Consider the following 26,063-nt stretch of genomic DNA (forward strand, 5'->3'; position numbering starts at 1 on the left):
TTCACCCGGTGGGTGTCAGTGGCTCGCGGCCGCCCGCAGCTCCCGTTCGGCGAAGGCGCGGAGGGTGCCCGGGGGGCGTCCGGTGAGGCGCTCGACGGTGTCCGAGGTGCGGTCCTCGGCGCCGTCGGCGATGGCGCGGTCCATGGCTGCCAGCATGGTGGCGAACTCCAGCGGTATCTCGGCGGCCCAGCGGTCGCGCAGTTCCTCGAAGGTCAGCCGGCGGTGCACGACGGGCAGGCCGGTGACCTCGGTGACGATCGCGGCGACATCGGCGTAGCTCAGGGCCTGCGGCCCGGTGAGGATCAGGTCGGTGTTGGGGGCGTGTTCGTCGGTCAGGGCGCGTACGGCCACGGCGGCGATGTCCTCGGCGTCGATGAATCCGACGCGGCCGTCGTCCGCGGCCGTGAGGATGGCGCCGTCGTCGCGGATGGTGCGTGCGTGGGGGGCGGAGCCGGCGAAGTTCTGCATGAACCAGGAGGGCCGCAGCACCGCCCATTCCTCGAACAGGCCGGGCAGTCGCTCGTGCACCCGGCCCACGGCGGGGCCGCCCGCGGGGATCGCCGACGAGCTGAGCAGCACCGCACGGCGTACGCCCGCCTCGCGCGCCTGTCGGAGGAAGGGCAGCATGACTTCGGCCGGGTCGGGGGAGCCGGTGGGCGGGACGAGGTAGACGCGGTCGACGCCGTCCAGGGCCCCGGTCCAGGTCGCGGGTTCGTTCCAGTCGAAGCGGACGGGCTGCGCGCCCGGCTGCGGGGTGGGGGTGGGGGTGGGGGTGCGGCCGGCGGCCTTGACGCGGCGGCCCTCGGCGATCAGTCCGGCGGTGACTCGGCGGCCGGTGGTGCCCGTGGCCCCGATGACCAGCGTGGCGTGGGTGCCGTCGGTGGCGTGGGTGTCCGGGGTGGCGGGGGTGGTCGTCATCGGGTCGCTCCGGTGAAGTCGGCGCCCGGCTGGGACGCGGCGAGGGGGTTCCAGTAGTCGCGGTAGGAGGTGATGAGGCCGTCCACGACCGTGACCACGGCGATGTAGGTCATGTCGTAGGGGGTGTCGGTCTTCACCAGCCGGCCGACCCCGCGCATCTCGACCACGATCGTTTCGGGGACCGTGGTCTGATGGATCGTCACTTCGGGGAAGTCGTGCAGGTCGACGTGGTCGGGGTAGTGGCGCATGTACGCGGCGACCGCGGCCCTGCCTTCGAGGCGCGGCGGCCAGCCTTCGGGGGCGAAGGGGAATTCGAGGACGCCGTCGGCGTCCCACAGGTCGACCCAGGCGGTGATGTCCTTCGCCAGCAGCAGGCTCAGGCCGTGGCGGTAGAGCTCCGCAGCCGTCATGGGGATGGTCATGGTCGGGACTTCCGTTCCGCTCGAAGGGGCAGCGATGCCCGGCGCCGCACGCGAACGCGGCGACCACAAGAAACGGACCATCGGTCCGTATGATCTCGAGCGTACGGACCGTCAGTCCGTTTAGCAAGCGCGGGACGCTGCACGAGTCAGCCGTGCGGGTTCAGCCGCCCGCCTCCGAGCCCACCCCTCCGCCCGTCCGGCGATCCGTGGCGCCACCGGACGCCGGCGGCGCCCCCAGGAGGGAGACGAGGTGCTCCAGCGCCGCCTCGGCGGCCGGCGTGCCGGGCACCACCTCGGGGACGATGTCCGGTGCGGTGCGGCGGAGGTCCAGCCAGCCCAGGTACGCGGCGTACGCGGCCACCGCGCGGCGGCGGGCGTCGGCCGGATCGAGCCCGAGGTCGGCGAACACGGCCTGCAGGTACCCGATCCGGGTGCGGGTCACCCGGTCGACCACCTCGGCCACCGCCGGGTGGGCGGCGCGGGCGGCGCCCAGCGCGGGTTCCAGGCCGGCGATCTCCTCGTCACCGAGGGCGGCGAGCAGCAGGGTCCGGACGCGCGTCCAGGGGTCCCCGTGGGCACCGACGGCGGCGATGACCTCGGTGGTCGCGTGCCGCTCCCAGGCTTCCAGGGCGGCGACGAGCAGGGCGTCGCGGTTCTCGAAGTGCCAGTAGAAGCTGCCGCGCGAGACCCCCAGTTCGCGGGCGAGGACGTCCACGGCCACGGCGGCGACACCTCCTCGGGCGAACGCCCTCAGCGCCGCCATCGTCCAGTCCTCTTTGGTCACTCGCCCCTTCGCCATGATCCGTACAGTAGTGTACTGAACATCCATACAGCACTGTATGGACAGGCCGGTGGGCATCGCGGGGAAGGGGACCGATGGACACGACGACGGGAACAGGGACCGGAACAACGGCACTGACGGGCAAGGGGAGTTCGGGGGGCGAGGCAGGGGCGGCCCCGCGCTCCGTCCGGGCGGCGGCGGTCGTCGCGGCCGGCGGCCTGGCCGCGATCGCCGCCCTGCACGCGGTGTGGGTCCGCTCGCCGTGGCCGCTGGGCTCCCCGGCCGAACTGGCCGAGGTGGTGGTGGGTACGGAACAGGAGGCCCTGCCCTCCGCCGCGGCGACGGCCGCGGTCGCCGGCCTGCTGGCCGCGGCCTCGGGCATGGTGCTGGCCGGCGCCCGCCCGGACTCCGCGCTGGGCCGCGCACGCCTGGTCCGGGCCGGGCTGTGGACCGTATCGGCGGTACTGGCGGCACGGGGGCTCGGCGGGCTGGTCGTCTCCGGCCTGGACCTGCAGCAGGCGCCGGCCCGCTACACGGAGATGGACCTGCGGCTCTACTCTCCGCTGTGCCTCGCGCTGTCCTCCCTGACCGGCTACGTCGCGACGCGCACCCGGCGCCGCGCCCACGGGCGATGAACCGGGCGCCGCGGCCGGCCCGCGGGAGGGGCCGGCCACGGCGTCCGCGGTCGGTCAGGAAGTGCGCTTCAGGGTCCAGGTGTTGGGGCTGAGGCTCGGGACGGCCGAGTACCGACAGCCGCTGGAGTAGTAGGTGCTGACGATGGTCCAGCCGGCGGGCGGCCACGTGGACGCGCAGGCGTTGACCTGGGTGCCGACGGGGTAGCCTCTCAGGTCCTTGATCTGCTTCATGTTGGGGGTGAAGCCGGAGCCGCACCCGGCACTGTTCCACCACTGGACGTCCACCCAGCCGTCGGGAGTGAGGGCGTTGGCGCACATGTTGACGGTGTCGCCGGGGGCCGCCGAGGCGGGGCTTGCGGTGACGGCGAGCGCGGTGAAGGCCATGGTGGCCAGGGCAACGCCGTAGCGAGTGCGGATCACGGGACGTTCCTTCCTCGGCGCGCTGGGATCGCCGCCGACGGTCGGCAGGCCGTGCCAGGCGCCGCGTCATTGCTATCCGACCGCTTCATGCTGCAGAAAGTGACCTTTTGGGCATAACTCTGCGATCGTTTAGAGCCGTTGCCCGGCCTCGGCTCACGGCGCCGGTGCCCTGTCCGATGCCGATGCCGATGCCGATGCCCCCGGAAGGGTCAGGCGGCGCGGCAGAGTTCCGCGGCCTTCGCCGGGGCCGCGGCGCGGCGCACCAGGGCCGCGGGCACGGGGCCGGCCCCGCGGAGGGCGTCCGCGGAGCGGGAGTGGCCGCGGGCGAAGACGACGAGTCGGAGCACCGCGAACCGTGCGACGCCCGCGCACGCGGAGGCCGACAGGTAGACGACCTGCTCCAGTACCGGATCGGGGGCCGCCACCAGGTGGCGCAGGGCCAGCATCGCCACGCAGGTCACGGCGTACGCGGCCACGGCGGACCCGGCCGACTGCGCGTGCTGGCGCCGGCTCGCGCGACCGCCCGCACCGAAGGTGAAGCGGGCGTGGAGCTCGGTGGCCAGGAGCGTGGAGACCGCGGTGATCAGGGCGTTGGCCAGGATCCAGGGGATCCAGGAGGCGAGTGCCCCCACGGCGAAGCTGGAGGCGAGCCCCACCCCGCCGCCGCAGAGCACGAAGCGGGCGAAGGCGGTGATGGCGCCGGGCCGCACTGCCCGCCGCCCACTCCTGCTCTGCACTGTCTCCATGATCCGACCCCTTCGACGGCCCGCCCCGCGAACGCGCCCCGGCCGGTGAGGCCGATGGGCGCGCCACCCATGACGCCATCATGGCGCATGAATGGCACCACGTCGAGCCATTATTGACGCCATGTGGGGCCGAAGCCATTGACTACGCAGGTCAGAAGTAGTGCCAACGCGGCCAATTTCGCGGCCGTCACGCCTGAGGGATGGTCACTCCTGCTCCTGCACCAGGCTGAAGAGGACCCGCCTGTTCTTGTCGGGGAAGGCGGGATCGGCCCGTTCGAGCCTGACCCGGGCGCTCGCCCCCAGTTCGAGGTCGACGGCCGCGGAGGTCACCCGGCCCAGCACGGCCGGCTCCGCCAGTTGGACCTGTCCCTCCCGCGGGTTCGGCTGCGCGAGTTCCGCGTCCGTGTCGATGACCACGGCGTCGAAGGTGCTGCCCACCCTCTCCATGAGCAGGGCCGCTTCCACCAGGTCCACGGACTGCCGGTCCGCCGCACTCCCCTTGGCCTTCTCCATGGTGCCCGGCAGGTCGCCCAGCGCCGCGAGCGCCCACTCGGGCGGCTCCCGGTCCGCGCTGGCGGCCACGCACAGTTCGCCGGCGTACCGGTCGACCAGGCGCCGCAACGGGGCCGTGCAGTGCGTGTACGGTGCCGCGATCGCCGCGTGGACCGTCTGGGCGGGGATGTGGTCGTGGTCGGGGAAAGACTTGTAGACCGACTTCAGCAGCAGGGCGCCGGCCGCCTCGTGGAGGAAGGCCGCGTGCTTGTGGTCGTGCGGATCGAGGGAGCGGATCAGCTCGGCGTACGAGACGTGGTGCGGCCAGTCGATGCCGAGGCCCCGGGCGATGCGGTGCAGTCGCGTGACCTCGTGGGTCGGGGCCCGGTCCTGGGTCCGCAGGATGCCGGGGCCGCCGTTCAGCATCATCGTGGCCGCGGCCATCCCGGTCAGGAGGGAGATCTGTTCGTTCCAGCCGTCGGCGGCCAGTGCGGCCCGGTAGCTCAGCCGGAACGATCCGTCCTCGAAGGTGACCTCCTGATCCGGCAGGCTGAGCGAGATGCCGCCCCGCTCGGCCTCGACGGCCTCGCGCAGGGTGCCGATGTCGCGCAGCAGCGCGAGGGACTCCTCGGCGGTGCCGGAGTCGATGGCCCGCTGGACGCCCGCGTAGTCGAGCCTGGCCCTGCTGCGCACGAGCGCGCGGCTCACGGACGACCGGGTCACCTCGCCGTGCGCGTCGAGGTCGTGCTCCCACAGCAGGGCGGGGACCTTCTGGTTCGGCAGCAGGCTGGCCGCGCCCTCGGAGAGCGCGGGCGGGTGGAGCGGCACCTTGCCGTCGGGGAAGTACAGGGTCTCGATCCGCTTGCGGGCCTCGGCGTCCAGGGCGTCGTCGGCGGTGACGAAGGCGGCCACGTCGGCGATGGCGTAGTGGACGCGGAACCCGCCACCGGGCCGCCGCTCCAGGTGCATGGCCTGGTCGAGGTCCTTCGAGCCGGGCGGGTCGATCGTGAAGAGCGGCAGGTCGGTGGCGTCCCGGTCGGGGAGCCGGGGCGCCCGGGCAGCCGCTTCGGCCGCCGCGAGTACGGGCTCGGGGAAGCCCGAGGGGGCCTGCAGGTCGGTCCGCAGCTTCTTCAAGGCGGTGGCCAGCGCGGCCTTGGCCGCTTCGGACATGCGCATCGGGCGGCGTGGCATGCCCCGAGCGTAGGGCGGCGGGCGGGCACCGGCACGGCGGGCGACCCGTCCGGGTGCGGCAGGGCCGGGCGGGCCGCCGGGGCAGGAGTCCGCGGCGGCCCGCCCGGCCCTCGTGTGCGGTCTCCGCGCGGGCGGACTCCGCGCGGGCGGTCTCCGCGCGGGCCGGTCAGGCGCCCACGCCGAGGACGGTACGGATCAACGTGCGCTGGGCGTCGGACAGGCACGGGTCCTGGAGGTCGAGCACCTCGTCGTCGACGGTGATCCGGTAGCGGTACCCGTCGGGCACGGGGGCGACGGCCCGCTGGGCGAGCTCCTCCAGGTCCGCCGCGTCCGCGCGTCCGGTGGTGTCGAGTGCGCTGAGCTTCTCCAGGCCGCCGGCGAAGCCTCCGGAGCGGGTGACCGTTATCAGCATGGCCGTTCCTTCCTGTTCGCTGGTGTGTCGCACGGTCTGCGTGTCGCAGCCATGGCCGCGCATGCCCCGAACCGCGGCCCGCTGACACGGAGCGGGCGCCGGTCGGTACGAACGTCCGGAAAACGCCGTCGCGGACGCACCGCCCGGCCGGCCCCACGCAGGCGCGGGTCACAGGGCGCGCTCGACGCGCGTGAGCCATTCGGCGAGGAGGGCGCGCAGCAGTTCCGGCTGTTCGTGCGGCAGGGCGTGTCCCGCGTCGTCGACCACGGCGAGCGAGGCGTGCGGGTAGCGGAGGGCGAGGTCGACCGCGGCGGCATGGCCGACCGTCGCATCCAGCCGCCCGGCCACGACCGCCGTCGGCCCGGGGTACGCGGGCAGGGGCTCGTCCGCGAGCGCCCAGCGTTCGCCGATCCGCTCCAGCGCCGCGCGGTCCACGAGGGCCGCGGCCGGCTCCACGTAGCGCCGGTGGCGTTCGAGCATCTCGGGTGTCTGGATGACGAAGTAGCTCCGGAAGACGTCGTCGCCGATGGCGCCCGACTCCCCCGGCTCCCGCGCCCCTTCCGGTCCGACGACCACGCGGTGCGCCGGGACCTCGCGCACTCCGGGCAGCAGGGGGCACACGAGCGCCAGGCCGGCGACCCGCTGCGGGCTCCGGGCCGCCATCGCCCGCGCGAAGTGGGCACCGGCCGAGTGGCCGACGAGGAGGTACGCGGTCCCGCCCGTGACCTCGTCGGCGAAGCGCAGCAGCGTCTCGACGACGTCGTCGGCGCTGCGCAATGCCGCGGGTGCGGCCGTCCGGCCCATTCCGGGGAGGTCGGGGTAGATCCGCCGCAGTCCCGCCACGTGGGCGAGGGCCGGCTCGAAGCAGGCCTCGGCCTCGCGGTGGTCGACGCCGGCTCCGTGGAGCACCAGCACGGGCCGGCCGGCTCCGTGCTCCACGGCGTGCACCACCACCCGGCCCGCTCGGATCTCCATCCCCGCATGCTAGGGGTGTCGTGCCGATCCGGCCGGACGGGCGGGGCCCGAGAGCGGACGGGGCACGGTCACTTGGACGGAATGGTGTCCTTCACGTCCTGAGTGCGTAACGGTCCCGGGGCGCGCGGATTTCGGTCGTCCCTCAGGGCAGAACCGAAGCGTCGACCGCACTGTTCAAGCCATGTGAAGGCACACGGGGGGCCACCATGCGCACTGCCCGCAAGAGCTGGAAGACCTGCACCCTCGGGGCCGTGGCCGTCGCCGCGCTCCTTTCGTCCGCGGCCTGCGACTCCGGCGGTGCGGACGGGCGGGGGAACCCGGCCGCGTCCGGTGCTGCGGGTGCGCCCGGCGCCGGGACGCCGTCCGGTACCCCGGCTCCGTCCGGAACGACAGCCCGGCCCGGCGGCGGCGCCGGTACGTCCGGACCCTCGCAGAGCCCGGGTGGCGGCGACACCGCCGTCGCGGCGTGCAACGACAACGACCTCTCCATCGACACGTCGGGATGGCGCCAGGACTCGGGCCGGCACCTCCTCATCACCGCCACCAACTTCACGGACAAGCCCTGCATCCTGTACCACCACCCCTACGTCCGGTTCGGCACCGACATCGGCGATCCGATCCCCCCGGCGGGCTCCGCGCCGCGGGCGGTCGCCACGATCGGCCCGAAGGAGAAGGCGTACGCGGGCGTGTTCGTCTTCCGGGCGGGCCAGCGGACGAGGACCGTCACGTCGATCTCGCTCGGCTACCAGGACCGCGCGCCGGGCAGCAACAGGGACGTGGCGTCGCTGGACATCAGGCTCTCGGACGAGGTCGGCTCCCTGACCGTCGGTCCCGACCCCCGTGTGACGTACTGGAACACCGATCTCCGTGCCGTCGAGGACCTCCTGTTCAGGTCCGGCAAGAGCTAGGCCCAGGGCCCGCAGGTGTAGCCGTAGCCGGAAGGCACGCCTTGCCCGCGGTCCTCCCAGAACGTCTGGTTTTCGATCTCCCACGGGGAACACCGGACGCCTTCGCGTCAGTTCACCGGAGGGAACCGGGGGCGGGCCCGCACCGCTCGTCCCCGACCGTCAGACGATGGGCAGGGAGAAACCGTGCGCGTACTCTTCACCGGCCCGGCATCGGCCGGGCACCTCTTTCCGATGATCCCGACCGCGCAGGCCTTACGGGCCGCCGGGCACGAAGTGCTGTTCGCGGGCTCGCAGCCGCTCCACCAGCTGCGCCAGGCAGGATTCCCGGTCGTCGAGATAGGCGACGGCCGCTCCATCCGGGACGTGTTCGAACAGTCCACGGACGAGGAGGTGCGGTATGTCGCGACCGACCTGACGACCGACCAGATCCTCGACAGGGCGGCCCACGGCTTCGCCCTCCTGTCCCGCCCCACCGTGGAGGGTCTGCTGGACGTCGCCGAGAGCTGGGGCGCCGACCTGCTCGTCTACGACTCCTTCCAGGCCTCGGCCCCGCTGGTCGCCGCCAAGCTCAAGATCCCGTCCGTGATCCAGAACTTCGGCGTCACCTCCGGCCACGACATGGTCGCCCGGCTCGCCGCCAACTTCACGGAGGCGTACACGACGTTCGGGGTGGCCGGGCCCGCCGAGCCCACCGCGCTGAACATCGTCCCCGCCTCCCTCGGCGGTGATCCGGATGGCCTGCGGATGCGCTACCTCCCCTACAACGGCGGCGGATTCGTCCCCCGCGAACTGCTCCGCCGCGGCACCCGGCCGCGCGTGGCCGTCACCCTGGGCACGGTGCTCACGGAGATGGACGGCGTCCGCGCCATCGTCCGCCTGATCGAGGCGGCGGCTTCGGTGGACGCGGAGTTCCTGCTCGCCGTGGGCGACACCGACCTCGCACCGCTCGGCACCCTCCCGGACAACGTGCGCCCGCTGCCCTGGGTCCCGCTCGCCGAGCTGCTGACCGCGTCGGACGCGCTGGTCCACCACGGCGGGTCCGGCACCCTGCTCACCGCCCTCCAGGCCGGGCTGCCCCAGCTCCTCCTCCCCCAGGGCGCCGACCACTTCACCAACGCCGATGCCCTCACCGCGACGGGCGCCGCCCTGCGCTCCGCCTCCGACGACGTCGACGCCGCGCTCCTGAACCGGCTGATCGCCGACCCTGACCTGCGCAAGGCCGCGGTCCGCCTCCGTGCGGAGAACGCCGCCCTGCCGACCCCGGCCGAGACGGTCCCCGCCCTGGAGGCCCTGGCCTCCGCCTGAGGCGCCTGCGCGAAGCCGCCCGGGCGCGGGCCCCGGGCCGGAGTCCGGAGGGGAATCCCCGTCCGGGCTCCGGCCGCAGCGCTCAACGAGCCTCTGTGACTGGCTGGTTACGGCCGGGCGCGATGCGGGTGGGGAGCAGTTCTCGCAGGAGTTCCACGACGAGGTCGGGCCGGCCCACGAACGGGGAGTGGCCCTTCTGCCATGTGCGCACGTCGGTGCAGCGGGCGGCCATGGTCCGCTGGAGGCCGGGGTCGACGGCGCGGTCCTCTGCGCAGATGACGTAGGTGGAGGGAGTCTCCTTCCAGCTGTGGTGCCGCGGCACCCCTCGTCCGCAGCCCGGGGCTTGTGCGCGCAACAGGCCGACCGCCTGCGCGGCGAGGGGTTCGGGGCAGTCGCCGTAGAGGGCGTCGACGGCCCGGCCGGGGTGCAGGGTGGTCGAGCCGTCCGGCTCGGCCACGATGGCGTCCTTGAGCCGCTGGGACGCACCGCCCCACGTGGCCGCGCTCTCGCCGGCGTCGAGTACGAACGCTGCCAGGTAGACCAGGTGGGCTGCTCCGCGAACCCCTGTGATCACCGACCCTCCGTAGGAATGGCCGAGGACGACCGGCGGCTCGGACAGCGCGTCGACCGTGGCCTGGACGGCGGCGGTGTCAGCGGCCAAAGAGCCCCGGTGGAGCTCGGGTACGGCGACCTCGGTTCCGTCGCTCCGCAACCGTTCCGCCAACACCGCGAAGTGCCCGGGCCGGTGGTACAGGCCGTGAACAAGCACCACAGAAGTCAATGCGTTCGTCTCCTCGGGTCGGTCCAGGCCGTCTGGCGCAGTGCCGCCGCGGCCAGGCCTTCGAGGGCCTCGCGCGCCACGTCCCCGCCGCTCACCAGCCCGTCGAAGACCAGGCCGTCGAGGCAGGTCAGCAGGGTGTGGGTACGGTTCTCGACGTCCCGGACGCCGTGCTCGGCCAGGAACAGGCGGACGGCCTCCCGGCCGGCGTTCTCGCGCGGTACGAGGATCTGGCGGAGTTCGGGGTCGCGGACGCTCTCCACGGCGCAGGCGTAGCGGGCGAGCGAGCGGCGGCGGCTCTCGCCGGTGAGCCGCCGCCGTACCAGCAGCGCCATGGCGTCGACCAGTTCCTCCGTGGTGCGCAGGGGTGGCAGTCGCTCGGCCATCATCTGCAGTTCCGCCTGGTCGAGTTGGACGAGACGCGTGACGAGTGCGGTGAGCAGCGCCGCCCGGGTGCGGAAGTACGCCGACGTGGTGCCGGGCGGCATGGCCGCCCGGCGGTCGACCGCGCGGTGGGTCAGGCCGCGGATCCCTTCGTCGGCGAGTACGTCGAGAGCCGCGTCCGCGAGCAGGATGCGCCGTTCCAGAGCCATGACTCCTTTCTACACCTGTAGACATTCGACTACCCTCACCCTTCTACAGGTGTAGAAGGGTGAGGGTGTGTCATGAGCAACACAGCAGTGGTCGTCGGAGGCGGCATCGGCGGGCTCGCCACCGCCGTGGGTCTGCGCCGCATCGGCTGGGCGGTCACGGTCGTCGAGCGGTCGTCCGTGCTCGACGACGCCGGGGCGGCCATCTCGCTCGCGGCCAACGGCCTGCGCGCCCTGGACGAACTCGGCGTCGGCGCCGCGGTACGGGAGGCGGCGCACGGCCAGTACAGCGGCGGCACCCGTACGCCGGCGGGGCGCGTGCTGTCCCGGATGGACGGAGAGGCGCTGGAGAGGGCGGTCGGCACGCCGATCATGGGCATCCCCCGGTCCACCCTCCACCGGCTGCTGCGCGAGTCCCTGCCGGGCCAGGCGCTGCTGATCGGATCGGAGGCCGGCGCGGTGCGGCCCGCCGGGCCCGGGAAGGTCGGGGTCGAGGTCGGCCGCAGCGGCACGGTCCTGGAGGCGGATCTGGTGGTGGCGGCCGACGGGGTCGGCAGCAGAGTGCGGGGGCTCCTCTTCCCCGACCACCCGGGGCCGGTCTACAGCGGATCGACGGTACTGCGCGCGATCACCGAGCACGCCGTGGACGCGGGCACCGACTTCGAGCTGACCTGGGGGCGTGGGGCCGAGTTCGGGCACATCGCCCTGCAGGACGGGCGGGCCGAGTGGCATGCCGTGCTCACCCTGCCCGCCCGGACGCGGTTCGCCGACCCCCTGGCCGAACTGCGCCGCCGGTTCGGGGGCTGGCACCCTACGGTCCCCGCGCTGCTCGACGCGACCCGTCCCGGAGCCGTGCTCCACCACGACGTGCACGAACTGCGCACGCCGCTCGCCTCGTACGCGGTGGGCCGGGTCGCGCTGGTCGGCGACGCGGCGCACGCGATGACCCCCAACCTAGGGCAGGGCGCCTGCCAGGCCCTGGAGGACGCCGTGACCCTGGCCGCAGTACTGGACACCGGGGACGACGTCGCGACCGCACTCGCCCGGTACGACGCCTTGCGCCGGCCCCGCAGCCAGGCGGTCGCGCGGGCCGCCCGGCAGGCGGGGCGGATGGGCCACGGGCTCGCCCATCCGCTGGCCGTCGCCCTGCGCAACACGGCGATGCGGCTGACCCCTTCCGGGGTCTCGATGCGCGTGATCCTCCGGCACCACGACTGGGTGGCACCGCGGCTGGGCGCGCCGTCCGCGTCGAACTGAGGGCCCCGCGCGGGGCCGGGGCAGGGCCGCCGGGGCCGGGGCAGGGCCGCCGGGGCCGGGGCTCCGACCGCGCCACGGCCCCCGGCCTGCCCCCGGGCCGGGCGCGTCAGACCGACACGGTGAGTTCGGCGACTTCACCCAGGACCCGGGCCGCCTGCGCCGGGTCGACGAGCCACTTCAGGTGGCTGCCGTCGAGGGTGCGGACGTCGTACGGGTTGTCCGGCGTCAGGGCATCGCCCTCGCGGATCAGCCGGTCCTGCAGGGCGAGCGGGAGGCTCGCGTCGTCGGCCAGGCGCACGAAGGTCTTCGGGACGCGGCCCCAGGTGCCGGCCTGCGCCCGGTCGGCCGAGGTGCCGACGTCCAGGTTCTCGTCGGGCTGGAAGGTGTTGAGGAAGGTCAGGAACTCCTCGTCGGTGCCGTCGGCGAGGAAGGCCGCCTTGAACGCGGCGAGGGCGGCGGGGTCCGCCGTACGGAAGTTGACGCGCAGCAGGCCGAGTTCCGCGGGGTTCCCGGCCAGCGCCAGGCTCAGGGAGGCGACGTCGACGCCGGCCATCTCGGGTTCCGCGTAGTAGCCGCCGACCTCCAGGTCCACCGGGGCCCAGGCGGCGACGTAGACGATGCGGTCGATCAGGTCCGGCCGCGCGTTGGCGGCTGCGGTGGCCGTGATCCCGCCGCGGCTGTGCGAGACGAGGATCACCGGCCCGTTGCGCTTGGCGCGTTCCAGGACGCCGATCAGGTGCGCGGCGTTGTCGGCGAGCGTGACGCCCCGGGTCGAGCCCGGCGCGGCGGCGAGGCCGGCGGGGTCCTGCGGTGCCTGATAGGCACGGTGGTAGCTCGCCCCGAAGCCGTGGCCGGGCAGGTCGACGGCCACGGAGCGGTGTCCGAGGAGGCCGAGTTCGGCCTGGAGCGGCGCGAAGGAGAAGGAGTTCGCGAAGGCGCCGTGCACCAGCACGAAGGTCGGGATCGGCTGCATGTGTCCGCTCACTCGCTCTCTGTCGGGCTTGGGGATCCGACGGGTCACCGGTGGCGTGACAGTACGCAGAAGATGATCATCCGACCAATCGGTACGGGCTGTTCCGGCCGACTTTCGGTCGACTTTCGGCCGGTTTCCGGTCAGGGCATCTCGTCGGGGTCGCAGCTGGCCCGCCGCAGCCCGATCGTGCGCAGGGCCCGCATCAGGGCATCGAAGTCCCCCTCGCGCACGACGTGGACGGCTCCTTCGACCGCGAGGCCGGACACCGCGCGGGGCACCTGTACGGCAGGGGTGCGCAGCACCACGCCGCCGGGCGGGTCCAGATCCCGCACCCCGCGGAACACGCGCAGGACCCCCGGGTCCGCGTCGATGCTGTCGAGTCCGGCCGGCAGGGACATGACGGTGATGTCGGGCAGCAGGACGCGGGCGTGCGCGAGGGCGACGGCGGGGTCGTGGGCGTGCGACACGACCTGGAAGTGCGGGTTGCGCTGGATGCCCGAGCGCAGCAGTTCCAGTTGCTCGCCGTCGGGAACGCCGACCACCAGGACCGTCATCACCCTCCCATCCTGCTTTCGGGTGCACGGCGCGGCGACCGGAGAGGCGTGGACCTCAGGGACGCACGGAGGGCACGGGTGCCCGGAGGTCCGCGGCCGCCTCGGCCGCCTCGGCCGCCTCGGCTGCCTCGGCCGCGGTGAACGAGGAGGCGAAGGTGAAGGCGCGCGGGGAGGGTCCGTGCGCCCGCAGTTCACCCAGCCGCTCCAGCGCCTCCCCCACGGTGGGCCGGTGACCTGCGGGAATCCACCAGAGCACCAGGTGCGCCTCGACGTGCCGCTCGAACCATTCGCGGCGCCGGCGCATCACCTCCAGGTGTCCGCTGCGGTAGGCGAAGTCCCACAGGGCCTCCTGGGTCTCCCACACCGACAGGTTGACGATGACGTGCTCGCCGGCCGGGCGCAGGCCGGTGGCGTCGCCCTCGCCCTCCTCCACGAGGCGCCACACGAAGCCGGGCGCTCCGTCCGCGGCCGAGTTGACCGGATCGAGCATCTCGACGAACGGCGCGATGCGCGGGTCGTCGAGGGGGTGGAGAAGTGTGGCGACGTTGAGCTGGGCGAGGTGGGCGCCGTGCGCGGGTTCGGTCATGGCCTCATCCCAGCACGGCCCACTTTTCTATGTCAACACTAATTGTTTTTAGAGCCTTCGACCACCACGCAGCATTCCCCGGGCCTGGCATCCATGCGGGCGCGGACCGGGCCTTCGCCACCGAGCAGCCCTTCCAGCAGGGCGAGGTTCATGCCGCAGACGAGCGGCGGGAAGCGTTCGGCGACGGCGTGGAACGGGCAGTTGCGCATGCGGACGACCGGCCCTTGGCCGCTCCCGTCCCCTGCCGCCTCTTCCAGGTGCGGTTCGTAACCGCGGGCGGCCAGCAGCTCCATGGCCTCTGCGAGGCCGCCGCAGGGCGCCGCGGCCCCGCGCAGGGACTCACCCCTGCGGTGCGCGGCCGCGCGGAGCCCGGCGTCCAGTCCGGCTTCCTCGGCAGCCTCGGCCAGCAGGTCGGCGGCGGTGCGGTAGTCGCGGGCGGGCAGCGAGACCGACCGCTCGACCCGCGCCCGCGTGTACACCTTGGCCGGGCGGCCCGCTCCCGGCCCCGAGCGCCCCGTCAGCCGGCGGCTGCCGCTCTCCAGCAGCCCCGCCTCGGTCAGCCGGTCCAGGTGGTGCGCGGCGAGCGTGCGCGCCACTCCGGCCGCCTCGGCGGCCTCGTTGCGGCCGACCTCACGCCCCTGGGCCGCCACGTACTCGTACAGTCGGCGGCGCACCGGATCCTGCAGCACCGCGATCACGTCGATGTCCTTCACCGGGCCATTCTAGAAACAACCCAGGTTGGAGATAGAGAGAGCACGGCGGAGCGCTGTCCGCCGCATGGGGCCCCGCCCCGGGAGCGCGCGGATCTCCGTCACGGCGCCTCCTGGGGACGGTCCGGGGCGACTCGACCTGACGCAATCTGCGGCCGTCGGCCCTCCTCCGCTCCGCCCCGGGGCAGGGCTACGCGCCGTCGGCGTGGCGCACGGCCGCGGCGATCTCCCGCACCCGGTCCAGGGTGATCCCCGTGCGCTGTTCCACGGCCAAGGGGTGGTCGGTGGGTTCGAGCTCGATGGAGGGACGTTCACCGACGGGGCGGGTGTGGACGTGGGTCTTGAGGTTCAGGGGCGTGGCCGGGTAGACCGGCAGCTCGGTGGTGAGCCAGCCGAAGTACGGCTTCTCACCCTCGCGGCCGGGGCTGTCCCACAGGTCCGCCGCCCGGGAGAAGTTCTCGCGGCTCAGCGAGACCCACACGCCCCAGGAGAAGACGTCGTCGCTGCCGATGACCGGTATCTCGATCAGGCCCTTGACGAAGTAGTGCCGCCCCCGGACCACGCACTGGTCCGGCGAGAGCAGGCAGTCGTCCGCGTCGGCGAAGGCCGGATCCCACACGGCGGGGGCTTCGGCGGTGTAGTTCAACGGCAGCTCGGGGTGGTGGGCCCCGCAGCACGAGCAGGCGAACCCGGAATCACTGGTCATGGGCCCTGATCGTAGTGATCGGCTCCGACATCGCGGACCGTGCGCGGGCTGCGGCGCGGGGGCTGCGTTCGCGCCGAGCGTGACGCTTCCGCCGAAAGGTGAAGATCACCTCACGCACCGTTTCCCGGGGCAGGGTCGTGCAGGTCGGTCGCCTTGACGTGCGTGGAAGTACTCGTGGACCTGAACCTGACCCGTGTAATGCGCTCTTCGCCGTACTGGCCCGTGGTCACCCACCCGACGCTGCGGCGGATCCTCCCGGGGTTCGCCGTCTCGTCGCTGGGGGACGGCATGGCCGTGCTGGCGGTGAGCTGGCTGGCGATCGAGCTGGCGCCGGCCGCGGAGCGCGGCTTCTGGGTGGCGCTCGCGGCGGCCGCGTACACCCTGTCCGGGGCAGTGGGCGCTCTGCTGCTCGGCCGCTTCCTGCGCCACTGCCGACCGACGCAACTGGCCGGGTGGGACGCGGCGTTGCGCGCGGCCGCGCTGGGGGCGGTCCCGGTGCTGCACGCCTTCGGCGCGCTCGGGATCGAGGGGTACGTCGCGCTGCTGGCGGTCTCCTCGGTGCTGCACTCCTGGGGGCAGGCGGGTGTCTCCACGCTGATGGCCAGGGTGCTGCCGGAGCGCGACCACCTGGCGGGCAACGCCGTGCTGGCGGGTGCGGGGTCGGTCGCCACGGTCGTGGGGCCGCCGCTGGCGACGCTGCTGATCGCGTTCGGGGGCCCGGCGACGGTGCTGGCCGTGGACGCGGCGACGTTCGTCGTCCTCGCGGTCACCTTCCTGGTCGTGGTCCCCCGGGACGCGGTCCCGCAGCCGGCGGGCGACACGGCCTCGCGGACGGCCGGTTTCGCGGTGATCCGCCGCGTCCCGGCGCTGTCCGGTCTCCTGGCGCTGAGCTTCGCGTTCTTCCTCCTGTTCGGCCCGGTGTACGTGGCGCTCCCGCTGCACGTCTCGGACGACCTGGGTGCGTCGGCCGGCCTGCTGGCGACGTACTACACGGCGTTCGGCATCGGGGCGGTGCTCGGGTCGGTGCTCACCGGGTTCCTCGGACGGTGGCGGATGTGGCCCACGACGGTCGGCATCGTGATCGCCTTCGGTGTGCTGATGCTCCCCCTGGGCCTGGGTGCGCCGACGACCGTGTCGGCCGTCTGCTTCGGCGCGGCCGGGCTGCTCTGGCCGCCCTACTCCTCGCTGTCGACCGCCCTGTTCCAGCGCTCGACGCCCGATGCCCTGCTGCCGCAGGCCCTGGCGGCGGGTTCCGCCGTCCGGGTGCTGGCGGTCCCCCTCGGCACCGCGATCGGCGGCCCCCTGGCGGCGGGCCTCGGCGCGGCCGGGACTCTGCGGCTGTCCGGTGCGGGGATCGCCGTGGTGGGTCTGGCCGCCGCGGCCGCACTGGCCCTGCGCGCCGCGCGGCCGCGCCGCGAGCCGCCGGCGGACGCCACGGAACCGGGCGGCGCGAAGCCGCCGGCGGGGACGGGCTCGGGGGCGGGCTCAGGGGTGGGGGTGCGGCCGTAGACGGGCGGAGCCCGGTCGCACCCGCGAAGGGTGACGGCTCCCGTCGCCCACGGTGGCTCCTTCCTCCCGGAACGGCGGTGATCCCGTTAGGGCGGCCCTCGTGCGGGTGAGAGATCAGTGGAGTCGCGCCTGCACTCAGCGAACCGGAGGGCTCCGCCATGAAGTACACCGTCTCGATCGAGATCGCGCTGCCGCGGGAGAGGGTGGTCCAGCTGCTCGCCGACCCGGCGGTCCTGCCGCAGTGGCTGCGCGGCCTGGTGCTGCACGAGCCGCTGAACGGCCTGCACGGGCAGGTCGGCACCAGGTCGCGGGTCGTGCTGCAGACGGGACGGCAGAAGGTCGAGTGCACCGAGACCATCACGCGCCGGGAACCGGCGGACCTGCACGGGATCCCGGAAGGGAGCGTCGTCCACTTCGAGCGCGAGATCGTCGCCGACGGCATGTGGAGCGCCGTGCGCGACCGGCTCACCGAGGCCGGCCCGGACGCGACGCTCTGGGTGAGCGAGAACGAGTACCGCTTCAGCGGCCTGCTGATGCGGCTGGTGGGGCGCGTGATGCCCGGTGCGTTCCGCAAGCAGTCGCAGCAGCACATGCAGGATTTCAAGGCGTTCGCCGAAGAGGGCAAGGACGTCCGCGAGACGAAGGCCTGATGCGCTGACGGAACACCGGCGACGGGGCAGGACCCGGACAACCACCTGATCAGGATGCTCCGCACCCCGCCGCGGCACGTTCGTGCAGGACGGCCTCCCGCAGGTGCAGGTCCACGATCCGGGGACCCGTGCCGCCGCCCGAAGTCGCCGGACTGCCGGCCGCCGACCGGGCTCAAGGTGTCAGAACGGTGGTTCGCTGGAGGGGGAACCGGCCCAAGGATCGTCGATCGGTGCGGTCCGCGGGCGCTGCTGAAGGACTTGCACCGCTTCCTTGATGCGGCCGAGATCGATGAGGTGCTCGGCACGGAGTGAGGCGTTGGAGTCCGGGTGCCGTTCGAGCACGGCGGCGGCTTCCTCGGTACGGCCGGTTCCGGCGAGCAGGCCGGAGAGGGACCGGGCCGCGTACCAGGTGTCGCCTTCGGGGTGCGCCCGGGCCTGCTCGATCGCTTCGTCGAGCAGGCCGCAGTCGGCCATGAGGGCAAGCCGCATCCGGAAGAACTCCCCGTCCTCGGCACCGCCGCGGCGGGCCTTGAGGGCGTCGAGGTAGGCCAGGCCGTCGCGGGCCCGGCCCTGATCGGCGTACAGCTCGCACAGGGTGTGGACGATCCAGTCCTCCGCGCCGCCGGGCCGGTCGGCAAGGGTGCGCATCACCGCGATCGCCTCCTCGATCCGACCGTGCCGGGCCAGCAGCCGGGACAGCGGGACGGCCACGTGCCACAAGCCGTCGGAGTTCTCGGCGAAGGTCCGGTAGGCGGCGATCACTCCTTCCACGTCGCCGCGCTCCTCCAGCACTTCGGCCAGGCTCTGTGCGGCGTGCCCGTGATACTCGGAGGCCGCGTACGCGCGCAGTTCCTCGATCCGGTCGTGCCTGGCCAGCAGGTCGGCCAGCGCGTCGCGGCCGTTGACCGACGTGGCATCCCGGCGGCGCAGCAGGGCTGTCGCCTCCTCGATCCGGCCCTGCCGTTCCCGGACGGCGGCGAGCAGAGGGAGGGCGTTGGACGGTTCGAGTCGCAGCCTGCCGCAGTCGGGGTCGTCGCAGGCCGGGACCGCCGCCGCGACGCGAGCTTCCAACAGCGCCGCGACCTCCTCGTCACGGCCGTCGGCTTCGCAGACGTCGACCAGGCAGTCCGCGAGGAAGCCAGTCCTCGATCCCGGGCCGTAGCAGCGTGAACGCCTCGGCGGCCCGGCCGTGGCGGGTCAGCAGGCGAGCGAAGAACTCCAGAACCGTCCGGTCCCCCCGCTTCCGCGTACGGGCGGCACAGCGCGATCGCCTCCTCGGCCCGGCCCCAGCCCTCCAGCAGCTCGGCCCGGGCCTGGGCCGCCGGCCACCAGCCCGTTTCGATGTACGGCGAGAGGACCTCCAGCGCCTGCTCGTACTGCCGTCGATCGCCGAGCAGCCGCGCCCACTCCCACGCGCAGAACCACTCCCCGCGCCCCGCCTGGAACTCCACCTCCGCACCCTGGACCCCACCTCCGACACGGCCTCACATCCGCCGATGGTCGCGCCATTATTCGAACATGTGTTGGAATGGATGGGTGAGGCCTTCATTCCGGTTCCCCGATGACCTGGTCGCCCTTCAAGAGGCGTGGCTGCGGACGTACGACGAGCTCGCGCAGGTGCCCGCCGAGGGAGGGACCACCGTGTTGCGGCGTCGGCTGATCGCGCTGTCCTGTCGCCTGTGCGCGCATCCCCACTGGAGCGCCCCCGAGGGCCGGCGCGCCGGCGCCGTCGAACTGCGGCGCGCCGCCCGCAGCCGGAGCCGGGCGGGCCGGGAGGCGGCCTGACGGCTTCCGCACCCGTTCGGGCGAAAGATCCCGCGAGACCTTGCCGCCCACCCCCCGCCACGCGCCATGGTCGGTGCGGAGACGGGGAACTCGGACGAAGGGTGTGGAGCGTTGTACCTGAGGCGCATCGGAACGATCCTGGCCGCGGCGGCGATGACCGTACTGGCCGTGCCGGCCACGGCCGACGCCGCCGCCATCGCCTGCGGCGGCGGGACGTCCACCGGCCGGGTGGCGGTCAACGGGTGCATCAGCGCCGAGCGCGGATCCGCCGGCAGGTTCCCCACGCGCGAGATCACGGCGTACATCAAGGCACGCAACACCGGGCCCCGGGGGCTCGACGTCGCCTACGAGGCGTCCTTCCGCGTTGTGGACGGCGGCCACTGGGAGAAGCTGGGCAGCGGGCGCACCCACGTACGCGCCGGCGAGTCCGTCGGCCCTCTCGAGGTGGGGAGCAGCACCCGGGTGTGCGGCCCCGTGAAGGTCGAGATCCGCGTGCGCGCGAAGGCCGGCGGCGCCGGCTGGAGCGGCTGGTCCCCGGCGGCGACGAGGCAGTGCCAGACCTGAGCGGCGACCTGTCCGCGCCCGAGGGCGGCAGGGGTCAGCCGCGCCACATCGGCCACAGGGTGGGCCCGCCGCCCGGGAGGCGGAGCTCACCGGTGACCCGGAAGCCCAGCCCTTCGTAGAAGGGGATGTTGGTGATGTTGCTGGACTCCAGGTAGGCGGGTTGTCCCAGCCGGTCGCACTCGGCCAGCTGCTGGCGCAGCAGTGCGGAGCCGACCCCCATCCCCTGGAGTCCCCGGTCCGTGCCCACCGTCGGCAGGTACCAGTGCGGCGCGTCCGGGTGGGCCTCGTGCAGGGTGTTCTGGACCTCGCCGGCCCGCGGCATCCCCCGGAGGCCGAAGACGCGCGCGTACCCGGGCAGCGCCGCCAGTTCCCGCACCGCGGAGGTCTTCCAGCACCCGGGCCCCGACCAGAGAGCCGCGCCCAGCAGTCGGCCGTCCCGCGTCACGGCGACCCGGACGCCGCCCGGGCGCGGCCGCTGCTGGCGCTGGGCCAGCCGGAAGTAGCGGGCGATCCGGCGTTCCCGGTCGACGGCGGGGACCATCCACGCCATGACCGGGTCGTCGGCGAAGGCACGGGCCAGGAGCGCGGCGATCGCTGCGGACTCGCTGGGCCGGGCGGGCCGGATGCCGTACCCGGCGGGCGGCTCTGCTGGGCGTCTGCTCATGGGAGCACGGTAGGCAGCCGGGCCCGGCCGCAGCGGCCGTAGGGCGGTGGACACGCCGTGCGGGCCACCCGCTCCGCGTGCCCGGCGCCCGTGCCTCCCGTGCCGCGGTCCACGGCCGTCCGACCGCCCCGCGGCGGCCGGTCGGGGAGAGTCCGGCGGCCGTTCGGTGTGTCGGCGCGGTGCGTACGGCGGGGCTCCCTTGAATGGGCAGCCTCCTACGGAAACGGGCACCGTATGACCCTCCCCGCACCGCACCGGGCATCGGCTCCGGCAGCGGCATCAGCTCCGGCACCGGCGACCGCCTCGGCCTGGTACTCCCGCCGGTCGGTTCTCACGGGCGCGTTCGCCCTGGCCACGGCGGCGGCGCTGCCCGTCGCCGCGGCCGGGCGCGCGTACTCGGCGGCCGTGCCGAACATCATCGGCTGCTCCACCTGGGGCGCGCGGGCCGCGTCCGAGCCCGTCGTCGTCCTCGCCAACCGGCCCGAGCGGATCGTCGTCCACCACACGGCGACGGCGAACGTCACGGACTACTCCAAGCAGCGTGCGTACGCGCTGGCCAAGGCCATCCAGACCTACCACATGGACGCGCAGGGCTGGATCGACACCGGGCAGCACTTCACCGTCAGCCGCGGCGCCTTCGTCCTGGAGGGCCGCCACAACAGCCTCGCGGAGCTGAACACCGGCAGGCGCCAGGTACGCGCGGCGCACTGCGTCGGGCAGAACACCGTCTCGATCGGCATCGAGAACGAGGGCACCTACACCTCGGCGACGCCGCCCGCGGCGCAGTTCGCGGCGCTGGCCGACCTGTGCGCCCACATCTGCAGCCAGTACGGCCTGCCCGCGTCGGAGATCTACGGCCACCGCGACTTCAACGCCACGTCCTGCCCCGGCGACCGCCTGTACGCCCTGCTGCCGACCCTCCGCAAGGACGTCGCGGCCCGCCTCGGCACGCCCCTGTCGGAGTCGGAGGAGGATCCGGTGTGGGACCTGGTGCGCCAGGCCACCGGGCGGCCGGCCGCCACGCTCGGGGAGTACCTGCCCGCAGGCCTGCTGCGCTGACGGAGCGCCGCGCACGACGTCCGCCTCCGCGCCCGCGCCGGCCGCAGTCGCGCCGCCCGCAACCGCGCCCGTGCCCGCGCCGGCTGCAGTCGCGCCCGCCGCGCCGCCCGCAACCGCGCCCGTGCCCGTGCCCGCGCCCGTGCCGTCAGATGTACCCCTCGCGCAGGGCGTACGCCACGGCATGGGCGCGGTTGCGCAGGTGCAGGCGGGTGGTGAGACCGTGCATCACGTTCTTCACGGTGCGCTCCGAGTAGGCCAGCTTGCCGGCGATCTCGTCGGTGCTCAGCCCGTCTGCGATCAGTCGCAGCACGTCGACCTCGCGCTGCACGAGGCCTGCGGCCGGGGCGCCCGGCAGCCCCTCGGCGCTCCGCTGCATGCTGCCGACCTGGGTGATCAGCCGGGCTATCAGGTCCGAGGGCAGGTCGCCGTCGCCCCGGGCGGCCGCGCGGACCGCCTGGAGGAGCCGGTCCTCCGTCGCCTCGCGCCGCCAGACGATGGCACGGACCCCGCATTCGACGACCTGGAGCAGTTCCGCCTCCCGCAGGGCCCTCGCGACGAGGACCACCCGGGTCCCCTCGGTGCGCGTGAGCCGCCGCAGGCGCGACAGCGTCGTCTCGTCCAGCGCGTCGACGAGCAGGACGGCGACCGTCCCGGGGCGTCCGGCCATCTCCTCGACGAGCTCGACCTCGGGCTGCCGGCGCAACTGGCCGTTCGCTCCGGCGTGGGAGAGCGGGTCCGATGCGTGGACCTCGACGGGGATCCTGGCGCGGGCACTCAGAGCCATGACCGAACATCCTTAAGTGAGCGGAGCGCGTGCAACACGCCGAACGTGCTTCGAGAATCGTGCTGTTGCGGTCGGTCCGCCGACAATCGTGGCTCACCACGAGATCAACCACGAGATCGATCGCCGGATCGACCACCAGATCGCCAGGAGCGTGTGATGGCGTCCCTTTACGAACGTGCAGACGCACTCGCCCTGTTGTCCTGCGAGGCGCGCCGCGCCCGGGCGGGCTCCGGGCGGCTGCTGCTGTTCCGCGGGCCCACGGGGACGGGCCGCAGCGCGCTCCTGCGAGCCTCCATATGTCACGGCGCCGACCACGGCATGCAGGTGCTGACCGTCTCCTGCTCCCCCGAGGAATCCGGCGAACCCCTCGCTCCCCTGCGCAAGATGCTCTGCCCCGCCGCGGGGTGCGGGCAGGACGACGACGACCCGGCGATGGATCCGGGCCACCGGCGTCACGCCGACCGGCTCTGGCGGCTGCTGTGCTCGCGGGCCGCCGAGGCCCCGCTCCTCCTCGCCGTCGACGACGTCCACCTCGCCGACCACGCGTCGCGGCGCTGGCTCCTCGACGCGGCCCGGCGCCTCGCCGCGCTGCCCGTGCTGATGGTCGTGACCGAGCGCGTCCAGTACGACGTCAGCCCGCCGAGGCCCGGATTCAGCCACGGCCTGGCACCCTCCCTCGTACGCGCCCACACCTGCGGCCCGCTGGGCCGGTCGGCCGCCGAGGCGATGGCCCACGAGGCTTTCGGACCCGACACGGACCCGGCCTGGACGCAGGAGTGCGTCGCCGCGTCCGCCGGCCATCCCCTCCTGCTGCGGGCCCTGTTGGACGACCTGCGGGTCGTGGCCCCCGACGGCGGCCGTTCTGGGAGCGCTCTCCCGGACACCTGCGCCGACCTGTATCCGGGGGCGTTCGTGGCCGCGGTCACCTGGTGGCTCGACAGCGCGGGCCACGAGACCGCCACCGTCGCCCGCACCCTGGCCGAGGTGAAGGGGTGCGCCGGGCGGGCGGACGAACGCGACGTGCCCGGGCGGGAATGCCTGCTCGCCGCGGTCACGGGCTCCGGGCCGGCCCGGGTCCTCGGCTGGTCGACAGCCATGACCCGGCTCGGCCTGCTGCGTCCGGACCCCGTGCAGGGCGACCTCCGGTTCGCCCATCCCCTCCTGCGGGACGCCGTCCTCGACGGCTGGTCCCACGAGCGGCGCGAGGCCGTGCACCGTGCCGCGGCAGACTTCCGCTACCGCCGGGGCGACAGCGCCGAGGAGGTGGCCGGGCACCTCCTGCGAACCGGCCCGGTCGGCATGCCGCGCTCGGCGGCCACCCTCCTGGACGCCGCCGCCGAGGCGACCAGGGCGGGCCGGACCGGCGACGCCGCCGACTACCTGCGGGGCGCGCTGGACGAACCGCTGGCCCCCGGACCGCGGGCCGAGGCCCTCGTCGCACTCGCCACGCTGGAGGCCGCGACCGAGCCCTCCGGCGGAATCCCCCGGCTGACCGAGGCGTTGCGCCTGCGGGAGCGCCCCCGCGACCGGGTGCTGACCGCGATCGCCCTCGGCACCGCGCTGACCCGCCGCGGCGAGAGCCGGGCGGCGCTCGACCTGCTGCGCGGTCTCGACGGCGTGCGGGAGGATCCCGTCCTGGCCCGGACGGTACTGGCGGCGTCCGCCCTCTTCGCGGAGCGGGACCCGGCCCTGGGCCGCGCCGTCCACGCAGAGTTGGGCACCGCGCGGGGCGGCGACGGCGAAACCTCCGCCGGCACGCGCGGCACCGCCGGCGCCACCGGCCCGTCGGGTCCCGCCCTGCAGGTCCTGCGCCTGCGGTACGAGGCGGCCGCCGGCCTGGTCACGGCCGAGGAGGCCCTGCGCCGGCTGCGCGGACTCACCACGGCCCCCGAGGATCCGCTGGCGGCGCCGTACCTGCTGGGCGCGGCGGCCTGCGTGGCCCAGTGGGCCGACGCACTGGACTGGGCCGACCAGCTCGCCGCGGCCGGTCTCGCCGGGCACCGGGTCTCCCCGCTGCATCCCGCCCACGACCTGCTGCTCCACGTCCGGATCGACACGGCCGCGGCCCGCGGGGACTTCGCCCGCGTGCTGACGTACGCCGAGGAGAACGGCCTGCCGGTGGACGGTGCGGGTCCCGCGGCCGCCGGCAGTCTCGCCGCCCGGGCCGTCCTCGCCCTCGTCCGGACGGACCGGCTCGCCGAAGCCCGTCGCCTCGCCGACGGCGTCACCGTCACCGCCGGCAGCGTGGAGGACGACGGGGAGGCCGGCCGCTTCCGCTACGCGCGTGGAGTCCTGCGCGCCGCCTCCGGGGACCGGCACGGCGCCCTCGCGGACTTCCTGGCGTGCGGTCGCAGCCGGCTCGGCGGGGAGCCGGCCGGCCCCGCGGTCACGCCCTGGCGGTCGGCGGCCGCCGAGGTCCAGTGGGCGCTGGGCCGCCCCCGGGAAGCCCTCGCACTCGCCGACGAGGAGTACCGGCTCGCCACGGCGTGGGGAACCCCGCGGGTGGTGGGCCGCGCCCTGCGCGTACTCGGCGAGGTCACCGGCGGGCGTCGAGGCCTGGCGCTCGCCGAGCAGGCCGTCGAACTGCTGCGCGGCGCCCCGCCCGCCCCCGGGGCGGTCCCGGAACCGGAACTGGGGCTGGAGCTGGCGCCCGCCCTGGTCTCGTACGGCCGGCTGCTGACCGCCGCGGGCCATCCGCGCCGGGCACGGCCCCTGCTCCGCGAGGCCTCCGTGATCGCGGAACGCCTGGGCGCCGCGGGCCTGCTGACGCTGACCCAGGACGTACTGCGCGTCGGCGGCGCCCGCACCGGATCCGCCCCGCTCACCGGTGAGGCCGCCCTGACCGGAAGCGAACGCCGTGTCGCCGCGCTGGCCGCGGACGGCCGGACCAACGCCGAGATCTCCGACCTCCTGCACCTGGCCAGACGCACCGTGGAGACCCATCTGACCAGCACCTACCGCAAGCTCGGCATACAGCGTCGCGCCGATCTGGCCGGTGCGTTGACCATGACCGCCATGACCGCCATGACCACCGCCCCGTCGCGCCGGGAACCGGGCCGCCCCGGCACGCCCTGACGCGACGCGACGCGACGCGAGGCGAAGCGACGCGAGGCGAGGCGAAGCGCCGGCGTCACGGCCCGGCCGCCTGTCCGCCGAACGAACACCCGGCGCCCTTCGTCCACGGGGCTGTACGCGCCCGTCGGCCCGGATAGCGTCGGGGCGGGTGGCCCGTGCCGAGGTCCGCCCGGGCCCCCGAAGGCAGGAACGAGATGAGCCCCCTGGCCGCCCGCGGTCCGCACAGCGTCACGCTCGCCACCCGGGCCGACCGCAGCGTCATCACCCTCACCGGCGACATGGACCTCGACCACGTCGAACCCTTGCGCACGGCGCTCCGGGAGGCCTGTACCGCTCCCGCCGCTCCGGCACGGGTGGTCGTCGACCTCGCGCGCCTCGACTTCTGCGACTCCGCCGGGCTCAACGCCCTGCTGCACGCGCGGGCGCTGTGCGCGTCGCACGGGCGGACGCTGACGCTCGCCGATCCCGGCCCGCAGGTCCACCGCCTGCTGTGCATCACGGGCGCCGACCGGGTGTTCGACCTCGCCGTCTCCGGTGCGCCCGACGGGCCTCCCGGCACCGGACGGTGACCGTCGGCCACCGCGGCCTCTGACGCCCCGGTGGTTGCCGTCGTC

29 protein-coding genes are annotated in these 26,063 nt (G+C 74.2%); 11 read left to right on the forward strand and 18 right to left on the reverse strand.

Annotated elements, in window-relative coordinates; translation table 11 throughout:
* Positions 1–15: 15 nt before the first annotated feature.
* From AB0O53_RS28970 to AB0O53_RS28980, 3 genes are all read right to left on the reverse strand, one after another.
* Positions 16–918 (reverse strand): NmrA family NAD(P)-binding protein, encoded by a 903-nt coding sequence (locus AB0O53_RS28970; RefSeq protein ID WP_365199509.1) that lies wholly within the window; start codon positions 916–918, stop codon positions 16–18.
* The gene (locus AB0O53_RS28975; RefSeq protein ID WP_365199512.1) at positions 915–1,340 is read right to left on the reverse strand and encodes a nuclear transport factor 2 family protein; all 426 of its coding nucleotides are present in this window, start codon (positions 1,338–1,340) and stop codon (positions 915–917) included. The genes AB0O53_RS28970 and AB0O53_RS28975 overlap by 4 nt, the downstream gene beginning before the upstream one ends.
* A gap of 160 nt (positions 1,341–1,500) precedes the next feature.
* Positions 1,501–2,139 carry a TetR/AcrR family transcriptional regulator gene (locus AB0O53_RS28980; RefSeq protein ID WP_350997188.1) on the reverse strand — a complete coding sequence of 213 codons (639 nt, stop codon included), beginning with the start codon at positions 2,137–2,139 and terminating at the stop codon, positions 1,501–1,503.
* Positions 2,140–2,216: 77 nt separating this feature from the next.
* On the opposite strand from AB0O53_RS28980, the gene AB0O53_RS28985 reads away from it, so the two are divergent.
* On the forward strand, positions 2,217–2,756 hold the full coding sequence (locus tag AB0O53_RS28985) for a DUF3995 domain-containing protein (protein ID WP_365199515.1): 540 nt from the start codon (positions 2,217–2,219) through the stop codon (positions 2,754–2,756).
* Between the two features lie 54 nt (positions 2,757–2,810).
* Here AB0O53_RS28985 and AB0O53_RS28990 read toward each other — a convergent pair whose 3' ends face one another.
* The 5 genes from AB0O53_RS28990 to AB0O53_RS29010 form a co-directional block, all read right to left on the reverse strand.
* Positions 2,811–3,176: a hypothetical protein gene (locus AB0O53_RS28990; protein WP_350997193.1), complete on the reverse strand. Its 366-nt coding sequence runs from the start codon at positions 3,174–3,176 to the stop codon at positions 2,811–2,813.
* Between the two features lie 209 nt (positions 3,177–3,385).
* Positions 3,386–3,922, reverse strand: coding sequence for a GtrA domain-containing protein (locus AB0O53_RS28995; protein WP_365199519.1), 537 nt, complete (start codon positions 3,920–3,922; stop codon positions 3,386–3,388).
* A gap of 204 nt (positions 3,923–4,126) precedes the next feature.
* Complete coding sequence (locus AB0O53_RS29000) at positions 4,127–5,605, reverse strand: RNB domain-containing ribonuclease (protein WP_365199522.1); 1,479 nt, start codon at positions 5,603–5,605, stop codon at positions 4,127–4,129.
* A 166-nt stretch (positions 5,606–5,771) separates the two neighbouring features.
* A complete protein-coding gene (locus AB0O53_RS29005) occupies positions 5,772–6,017 on the reverse strand; it encodes a protealysin inhibitor emfourin (RefSeq protein WP_350997202.1) in 246 nt (81 codons plus the stop codon).
* Between the two features lie 168 nt (positions 6,018–6,185).
* Positions 6,186–6,992, reverse strand: coding sequence for an alpha/beta fold hydrolase (locus AB0O53_RS29010; RefSeq protein ID WP_365199525.1), 807 nt, complete (start codon positions 6,990–6,992; stop codon positions 6,186–6,188).
* Between the two features lie 206 nt (positions 6,993–7,198).
* Between AB0O53_RS29010 and AB0O53_RS29015 the strand changes: the two genes are divergently transcribed.
* A complete protein-coding gene (locus AB0O53_RS29015) occupies positions 7,199–7,900 on the forward strand; it encodes a DUF4232 domain-containing protein (RefSeq protein ID WP_365199528.1) in 702 nt (233 codons plus the stop codon).
* Positions 7,901–8,083: 183 nt separating this feature from the next.
* Positions 8,084–9,205: a nucleotide disphospho-sugar-binding domain-containing protein gene (locus AB0O53_RS29020; RefSeq protein ID WP_350997210.1), complete on the forward strand. Its 1,122-nt coding sequence runs from the start codon at positions 8,084–8,086 to the stop codon at positions 9,203–9,205.
* A gap of 82 nt (positions 9,206–9,287) precedes the next feature.
* Here AB0O53_RS29020 and AB0O53_RS29025 read toward each other — a convergent pair whose 3' ends face one another.
* Both AB0O53_RS29025 and AB0O53_RS29030 read right to left on the reverse strand, forming a co-directional pair.
* Positions 9,288–9,986: an alpha/beta hydrolase gene (locus AB0O53_RS29025; RefSeq protein WP_365199530.1), complete on the reverse strand. Its 699-nt coding sequence runs from the start codon at positions 9,984–9,986 to the stop codon at positions 9,288–9,290.
* Positions 9,983–10,576 (reverse strand): TetR/AcrR family transcriptional regulator, encoded by a 594-nt coding sequence (locus tag AB0O53_RS29030; protein ID WP_365199533.1) that lies wholly within the window; start codon positions 10,574–10,576, stop codon positions 9,983–9,985. The genes AB0O53_RS29025 and AB0O53_RS29030 overlap by 4 nt, the downstream gene beginning before the upstream one ends.
* A gap of 72 nt (positions 10,577–10,648) precedes the next feature.
* Between AB0O53_RS29030 and AB0O53_RS29035 the strand changes: the two genes are divergently transcribed.
* Positions 10,649–11,830 (forward strand): FAD-dependent monooxygenase, encoded by a 1,182-nt coding sequence (locus AB0O53_RS29035; protein ID WP_365199536.1) that lies wholly within the window; start codon positions 10,649–10,651, stop codon positions 11,828–11,830.
* 106 nt (positions 11,831–11,936) lie between these two features.
* Here the strand turns inward: AB0O53_RS29035 and AB0O53_RS29040 are convergent, their stop codons facing one another.
* The 5 genes from AB0O53_RS29040 to AB0O53_RS29060 form a co-directional block, all read right to left on the reverse strand.
* The gene (locus tag AB0O53_RS29040) at positions 11,937–12,803 is read right to left on the reverse strand and encodes an alpha/beta hydrolase (protein WP_350997563.1); all 867 of its coding nucleotides are present in this window, start codon (positions 12,801–12,803) and stop codon (positions 11,937–11,939) included.
* A 140-nt stretch (positions 12,804–12,943) separates the two neighbouring features.
* On the reverse strand, positions 12,944–13,357 hold the full coding sequence (locus tag AB0O53_RS29045) for a response regulator (RefSeq protein WP_350997222.1): 414 nt from the start codon (positions 13,355–13,357) through the stop codon (positions 12,944–12,946).
* A 55-nt stretch (positions 13,358–13,412) separates the two neighbouring features.
* A complete protein-coding gene (locus AB0O53_RS29050; RefSeq protein ID WP_365199540.1) occupies positions 13,413–13,943 on the reverse strand; it encodes a DUF3291 domain-containing protein in 531 nt (176 codons plus the stop codon).
* Between the two features lie 38 nt (positions 13,944–13,981).
* Complete coding sequence (locus AB0O53_RS29055) at positions 13,982–14,656, reverse strand: helix-turn-helix transcriptional regulator (RefSeq protein WP_365199543.1); 675 nt, start codon at positions 14,654–14,656, stop codon at positions 13,982–13,984.
* A gap of 187 nt (positions 14,657–14,843) precedes the next feature.
* On the reverse strand, positions 14,844–15,359 hold the full coding sequence (locus AB0O53_RS29060) for a DUF2199 domain-containing protein (protein ID WP_435886688.1): 516 nt from the start codon (positions 15,357–15,359) through the stop codon (positions 14,844–14,846).
* Between the two features lie 198 nt (positions 15,360–15,557).
* Here AB0O53_RS29060 and AB0O53_RS29065 point away from each other — a divergent pair, with 198 nt between their 5' ends.
* Both AB0O53_RS29065 and AB0O53_RS29070 read left to right on the forward strand, forming a co-directional pair.
* On the forward strand, positions 15,558–16,868 hold the full coding sequence (locus AB0O53_RS29065) for an MFS transporter (protein WP_365199546.1): 1,311 nt from the start codon (positions 15,558–15,560) through the stop codon (positions 16,866–16,868).
* A gap of 158 nt (positions 16,869–17,026) precedes the next feature.
* Positions 17,027–17,518 carry an SRPBCC family protein gene (locus AB0O53_RS29070; RefSeq protein WP_365199548.1) on the forward strand — a complete coding sequence of 164 codons (492 nt, stop codon included), beginning with the start codon at positions 17,027–17,029 and terminating at the stop codon, positions 17,516–17,518.
* Between the two features lie 180 nt (positions 17,519–17,698).
* Here AB0O53_RS29070 and AB0O53_RS29075 read toward each other — a convergent pair whose 3' ends face one another.
* A complete protein-coding gene (locus AB0O53_RS29075; RefSeq protein WP_365199551.1) occupies positions 17,699–18,589 on the reverse strand; it encodes a tetratricopeptide repeat protein in 891 nt (296 codons plus the stop codon).
* Positions 18,590–19,054: 465 nt separating this feature from the next.
* Between AB0O53_RS29075 and AB0O53_RS29080 the strand changes: the two genes are divergently transcribed.
* Positions 19,055–19,303, forward strand: coding sequence for a DUF8825 domain-containing protein (locus AB0O53_RS29080; RefSeq protein WP_365199553.1), 249 nt, complete (start codon positions 19,055–19,057; stop codon positions 19,301–19,303).
* A gap of 111 nt (positions 19,304–19,414) precedes the next feature.
* Positions 19,415–19,867 (forward strand): hypothetical protein, encoded by a 453-nt coding sequence (locus tag AB0O53_RS29085; protein WP_350997241.1) that lies wholly within the window; start codon positions 19,415–19,417, stop codon positions 19,865–19,867.
* A 34-nt stretch (positions 19,868–19,901) separates the two neighbouring features.
* Here AB0O53_RS29085 and AB0O53_RS29090 read toward each other — a convergent pair whose 3' ends face one another.
* On the reverse strand, positions 19,902–20,531 hold the full coding sequence (locus AB0O53_RS29090; protein WP_365199557.1) for a GNAT family N-acetyltransferase: 630 nt from the start codon (positions 20,529–20,531) through the stop codon (positions 19,902–19,904).
* Positions 20,532–20,765: 234 nt separating this feature from the next.
* Here AB0O53_RS29090 and AB0O53_RS29095 point away from each other — a divergent pair, with 234 nt between their 5' ends.
* Positions 20,766–21,590, forward strand: a complete 825-nt coding sequence (locus tag AB0O53_RS29095; protein WP_365199559.1) for a peptidoglycan recognition protein family protein — start codon at positions 20,766–20,768, stop codon at positions 21,588–21,590.
* A 145-nt stretch (positions 21,591–21,735) separates the two neighbouring features.
* Here the strand turns inward: AB0O53_RS29095 and AB0O53_RS29100 are convergent, their stop codons facing one another.
* Positions 21,736–22,374, reverse strand: a complete 639-nt coding sequence (locus AB0O53_RS29100; RefSeq protein ID WP_350997248.1) for a response regulator transcription factor — start codon at positions 22,372–22,374, stop codon at positions 21,736–21,738.
* A 156-nt stretch (positions 22,375–22,530) separates the two neighbouring features.
* Between AB0O53_RS29100 and AB0O53_RS29105 the strand changes: the two genes are divergently transcribed.
* On the forward strand, positions 22,531–25,449 hold the full coding sequence (locus AB0O53_RS29105; protein ID WP_365199563.1) for a helix-turn-helix transcriptional regulator: 2,919 nt from the start codon (positions 22,531–22,533) through the stop codon (positions 25,447–25,449).
* Between the two features lie 194 nt (positions 25,450–25,643).
* Positions 25,644–26,018 (forward strand): STAS domain-containing protein, encoded by a 375-nt coding sequence (locus AB0O53_RS29110; RefSeq protein WP_350997253.1) that lies wholly within the window; start codon positions 25,644–25,646, stop codon positions 26,016–26,018.
* Positions 26,019–26,063 lie beyond the last annotated feature (45 nt).

It is taken from the genome of Streptomyces erythrochromogenes, from assembly GCF_040684695.1.
GTDB classification, from domain to species: Bacteria; Actinomycetota; Actinomycetes; order Streptomycetales; family Streptomycetaceae; genus Streptomyces; species Streptomyces erythrochromogenes_C.

What these genes read in the sequence shown, in the direction of transcription:
- AB0O53_RS29095 (WP_365199559.1), top strand. Translation starts at nt 20,766, where the DNA reads ATGACCCTCCCCGCACCGCACCGGGCATCGGCTCCGGCAGCGGCATCA.
- AB0O53_RS29035 (WP_365199536.1), top strand. Translation starts at nt 10,649, where the DNA reads ATGAGCAACACAGCAGTGGTCGTCGGAGGCGGCATCGGCGGGCTCGCC.
- AB0O53_RS29010 (WP_365199525.1), bottom strand. Translation starts at nt 6,992, where the DNA reads ATGGAGATCCGAGCGGGCCGGGTGGTGGTGCACGCCGTGGAGCACGGA.
- AB0O53_RS29015 (WP_365199528.1), top strand. Translation starts at nt 7,199, where the DNA reads ATGCGCACTGCCCGCAAGAGCTGGAAGACCTGCACCCTCGGGGCCGTG.
- AB0O53_RS29060 (WP_435886688.1), bottom strand. Translation starts at nt 15,359, where the DNA reads ATGACCAGTGATTCCGGGTTCGCCTGCTCGTGCTGCGGGGCCCACCAC.
- AB0O53_RS28970 (WP_365199509.1), bottom strand. Translation starts at nt 918, where the DNA reads ATGACGACCACCCCCGCCACCCCGGACACCCACGCCACCGACGGCACC.
- AB0O53_RS29040 (WP_350997563.1), bottom strand. Translation starts at nt 12,803, where the DNA reads ATGCAGCCGATCCCGACCTTCGTGCTGGTGCACGGCGCCTTCGCGAAC.
- AB0O53_RS28995 (WP_365199519.1), bottom strand. Translation starts at nt 3,922, where the DNA reads ATGGAGACAGTGCAGAGCAGGAGTGGGCGGCGGGCAGTGCGGCCCGGC.
- AB0O53_RS29105 (WP_365199563.1), top strand. Translation starts at nt 22,531, where the DNA reads ATGGCGTCCCTTTACGAACGTGCAGACGCACTCGCCCTGTTGTCCTGC.
- AB0O53_RS28975 (WP_365199512.1), bottom strand. Translation starts at nt 1,340, where the DNA reads ATGACCATCCCCATGACGGCTGCGGAGCTCTACCGCCACGGCCTGAGC.
- AB0O53_RS29030 (WP_365199533.1), bottom strand. Translation starts at nt 10,576, where the DNA reads ATGGCTCTGGAACGGCGCATCCTGCTCGCGGACGCGGCTCTCGACGTA.
- AB0O53_RS29090 (WP_365199557.1), bottom strand. Translation starts at nt 20,531, where the DNA reads ATGAGCAGACGCCCAGCAGAGCCGCCCGCCGGGTACGGCATCCGGCCC.
- AB0O53_RS29000 (WP_365199522.1), bottom strand. Translation starts at nt 5,605, where the DNA reads ATGCCACGCCGCCCGATGCGCATGTCCGAAGCGGCCAAGGCCGCGCTG.
- AB0O53_RS29070 (WP_365199548.1), top strand. Translation starts at nt 17,027, where the DNA reads ATGAAGTACACCGTCTCGATCGAGATCGCGCTGCCGCGGGAGAGGGTG.
- AB0O53_RS28980 (WP_350997188.1), bottom strand. Translation starts at nt 2,139, where the DNA reads ATGGCGAAGGGGCGAGTGACCAAAGAGGACTGGACGATGGCGGCGCTG.
- AB0O53_RS28985 (WP_365199515.1), top strand. Translation starts at nt 2,217, where the DNA reads ATGGACACGACGACGGGAACAGGGACCGGAACAACGGCACTGACGGGC.
- AB0O53_RS29100 (WP_350997248.1), bottom strand. Translation starts at nt 22,374, where the DNA reads ATGGCTCTGAGTGCCCGCGCCAGGATCCCCGTCGAGGTCCACGCATCG.
- AB0O53_RS29065 (WP_365199546.1), top strand. Translation starts at nt 15,558, where the DNA reads ATGCGCTCTTCGCCGTACTGGCCCGTGGTCACCCACCCGACGCTGCGG.
- AB0O53_RS29050 (WP_365199540.1), bottom strand. Translation starts at nt 13,943, where the DNA reads ATGACCGAACCCGCGCACGGCGCCCACCTCGCCCAGCTCAACGTCGCC.
- AB0O53_RS29110 (WP_350997253.1), top strand. Translation starts at nt 25,644, where the DNA reads ATGAGCCCCCTGGCCGCCCGCGGTCCGCACAGCGTCACGCTCGCCACC.
- AB0O53_RS29005 (WP_350997202.1), bottom strand. Translation starts at nt 6,017, where the DNA reads ATGCTGATAACGGTCACCCGCTCCGGAGGCTTCGCCGGCGGCCTGGAG.
- AB0O53_RS29045 (WP_350997222.1), bottom strand. Translation starts at nt 13,357, where the DNA reads ATGACGGTCCTGGTGGTCGGCGTTCCCGACGGCGAGCAACTGGAACTG.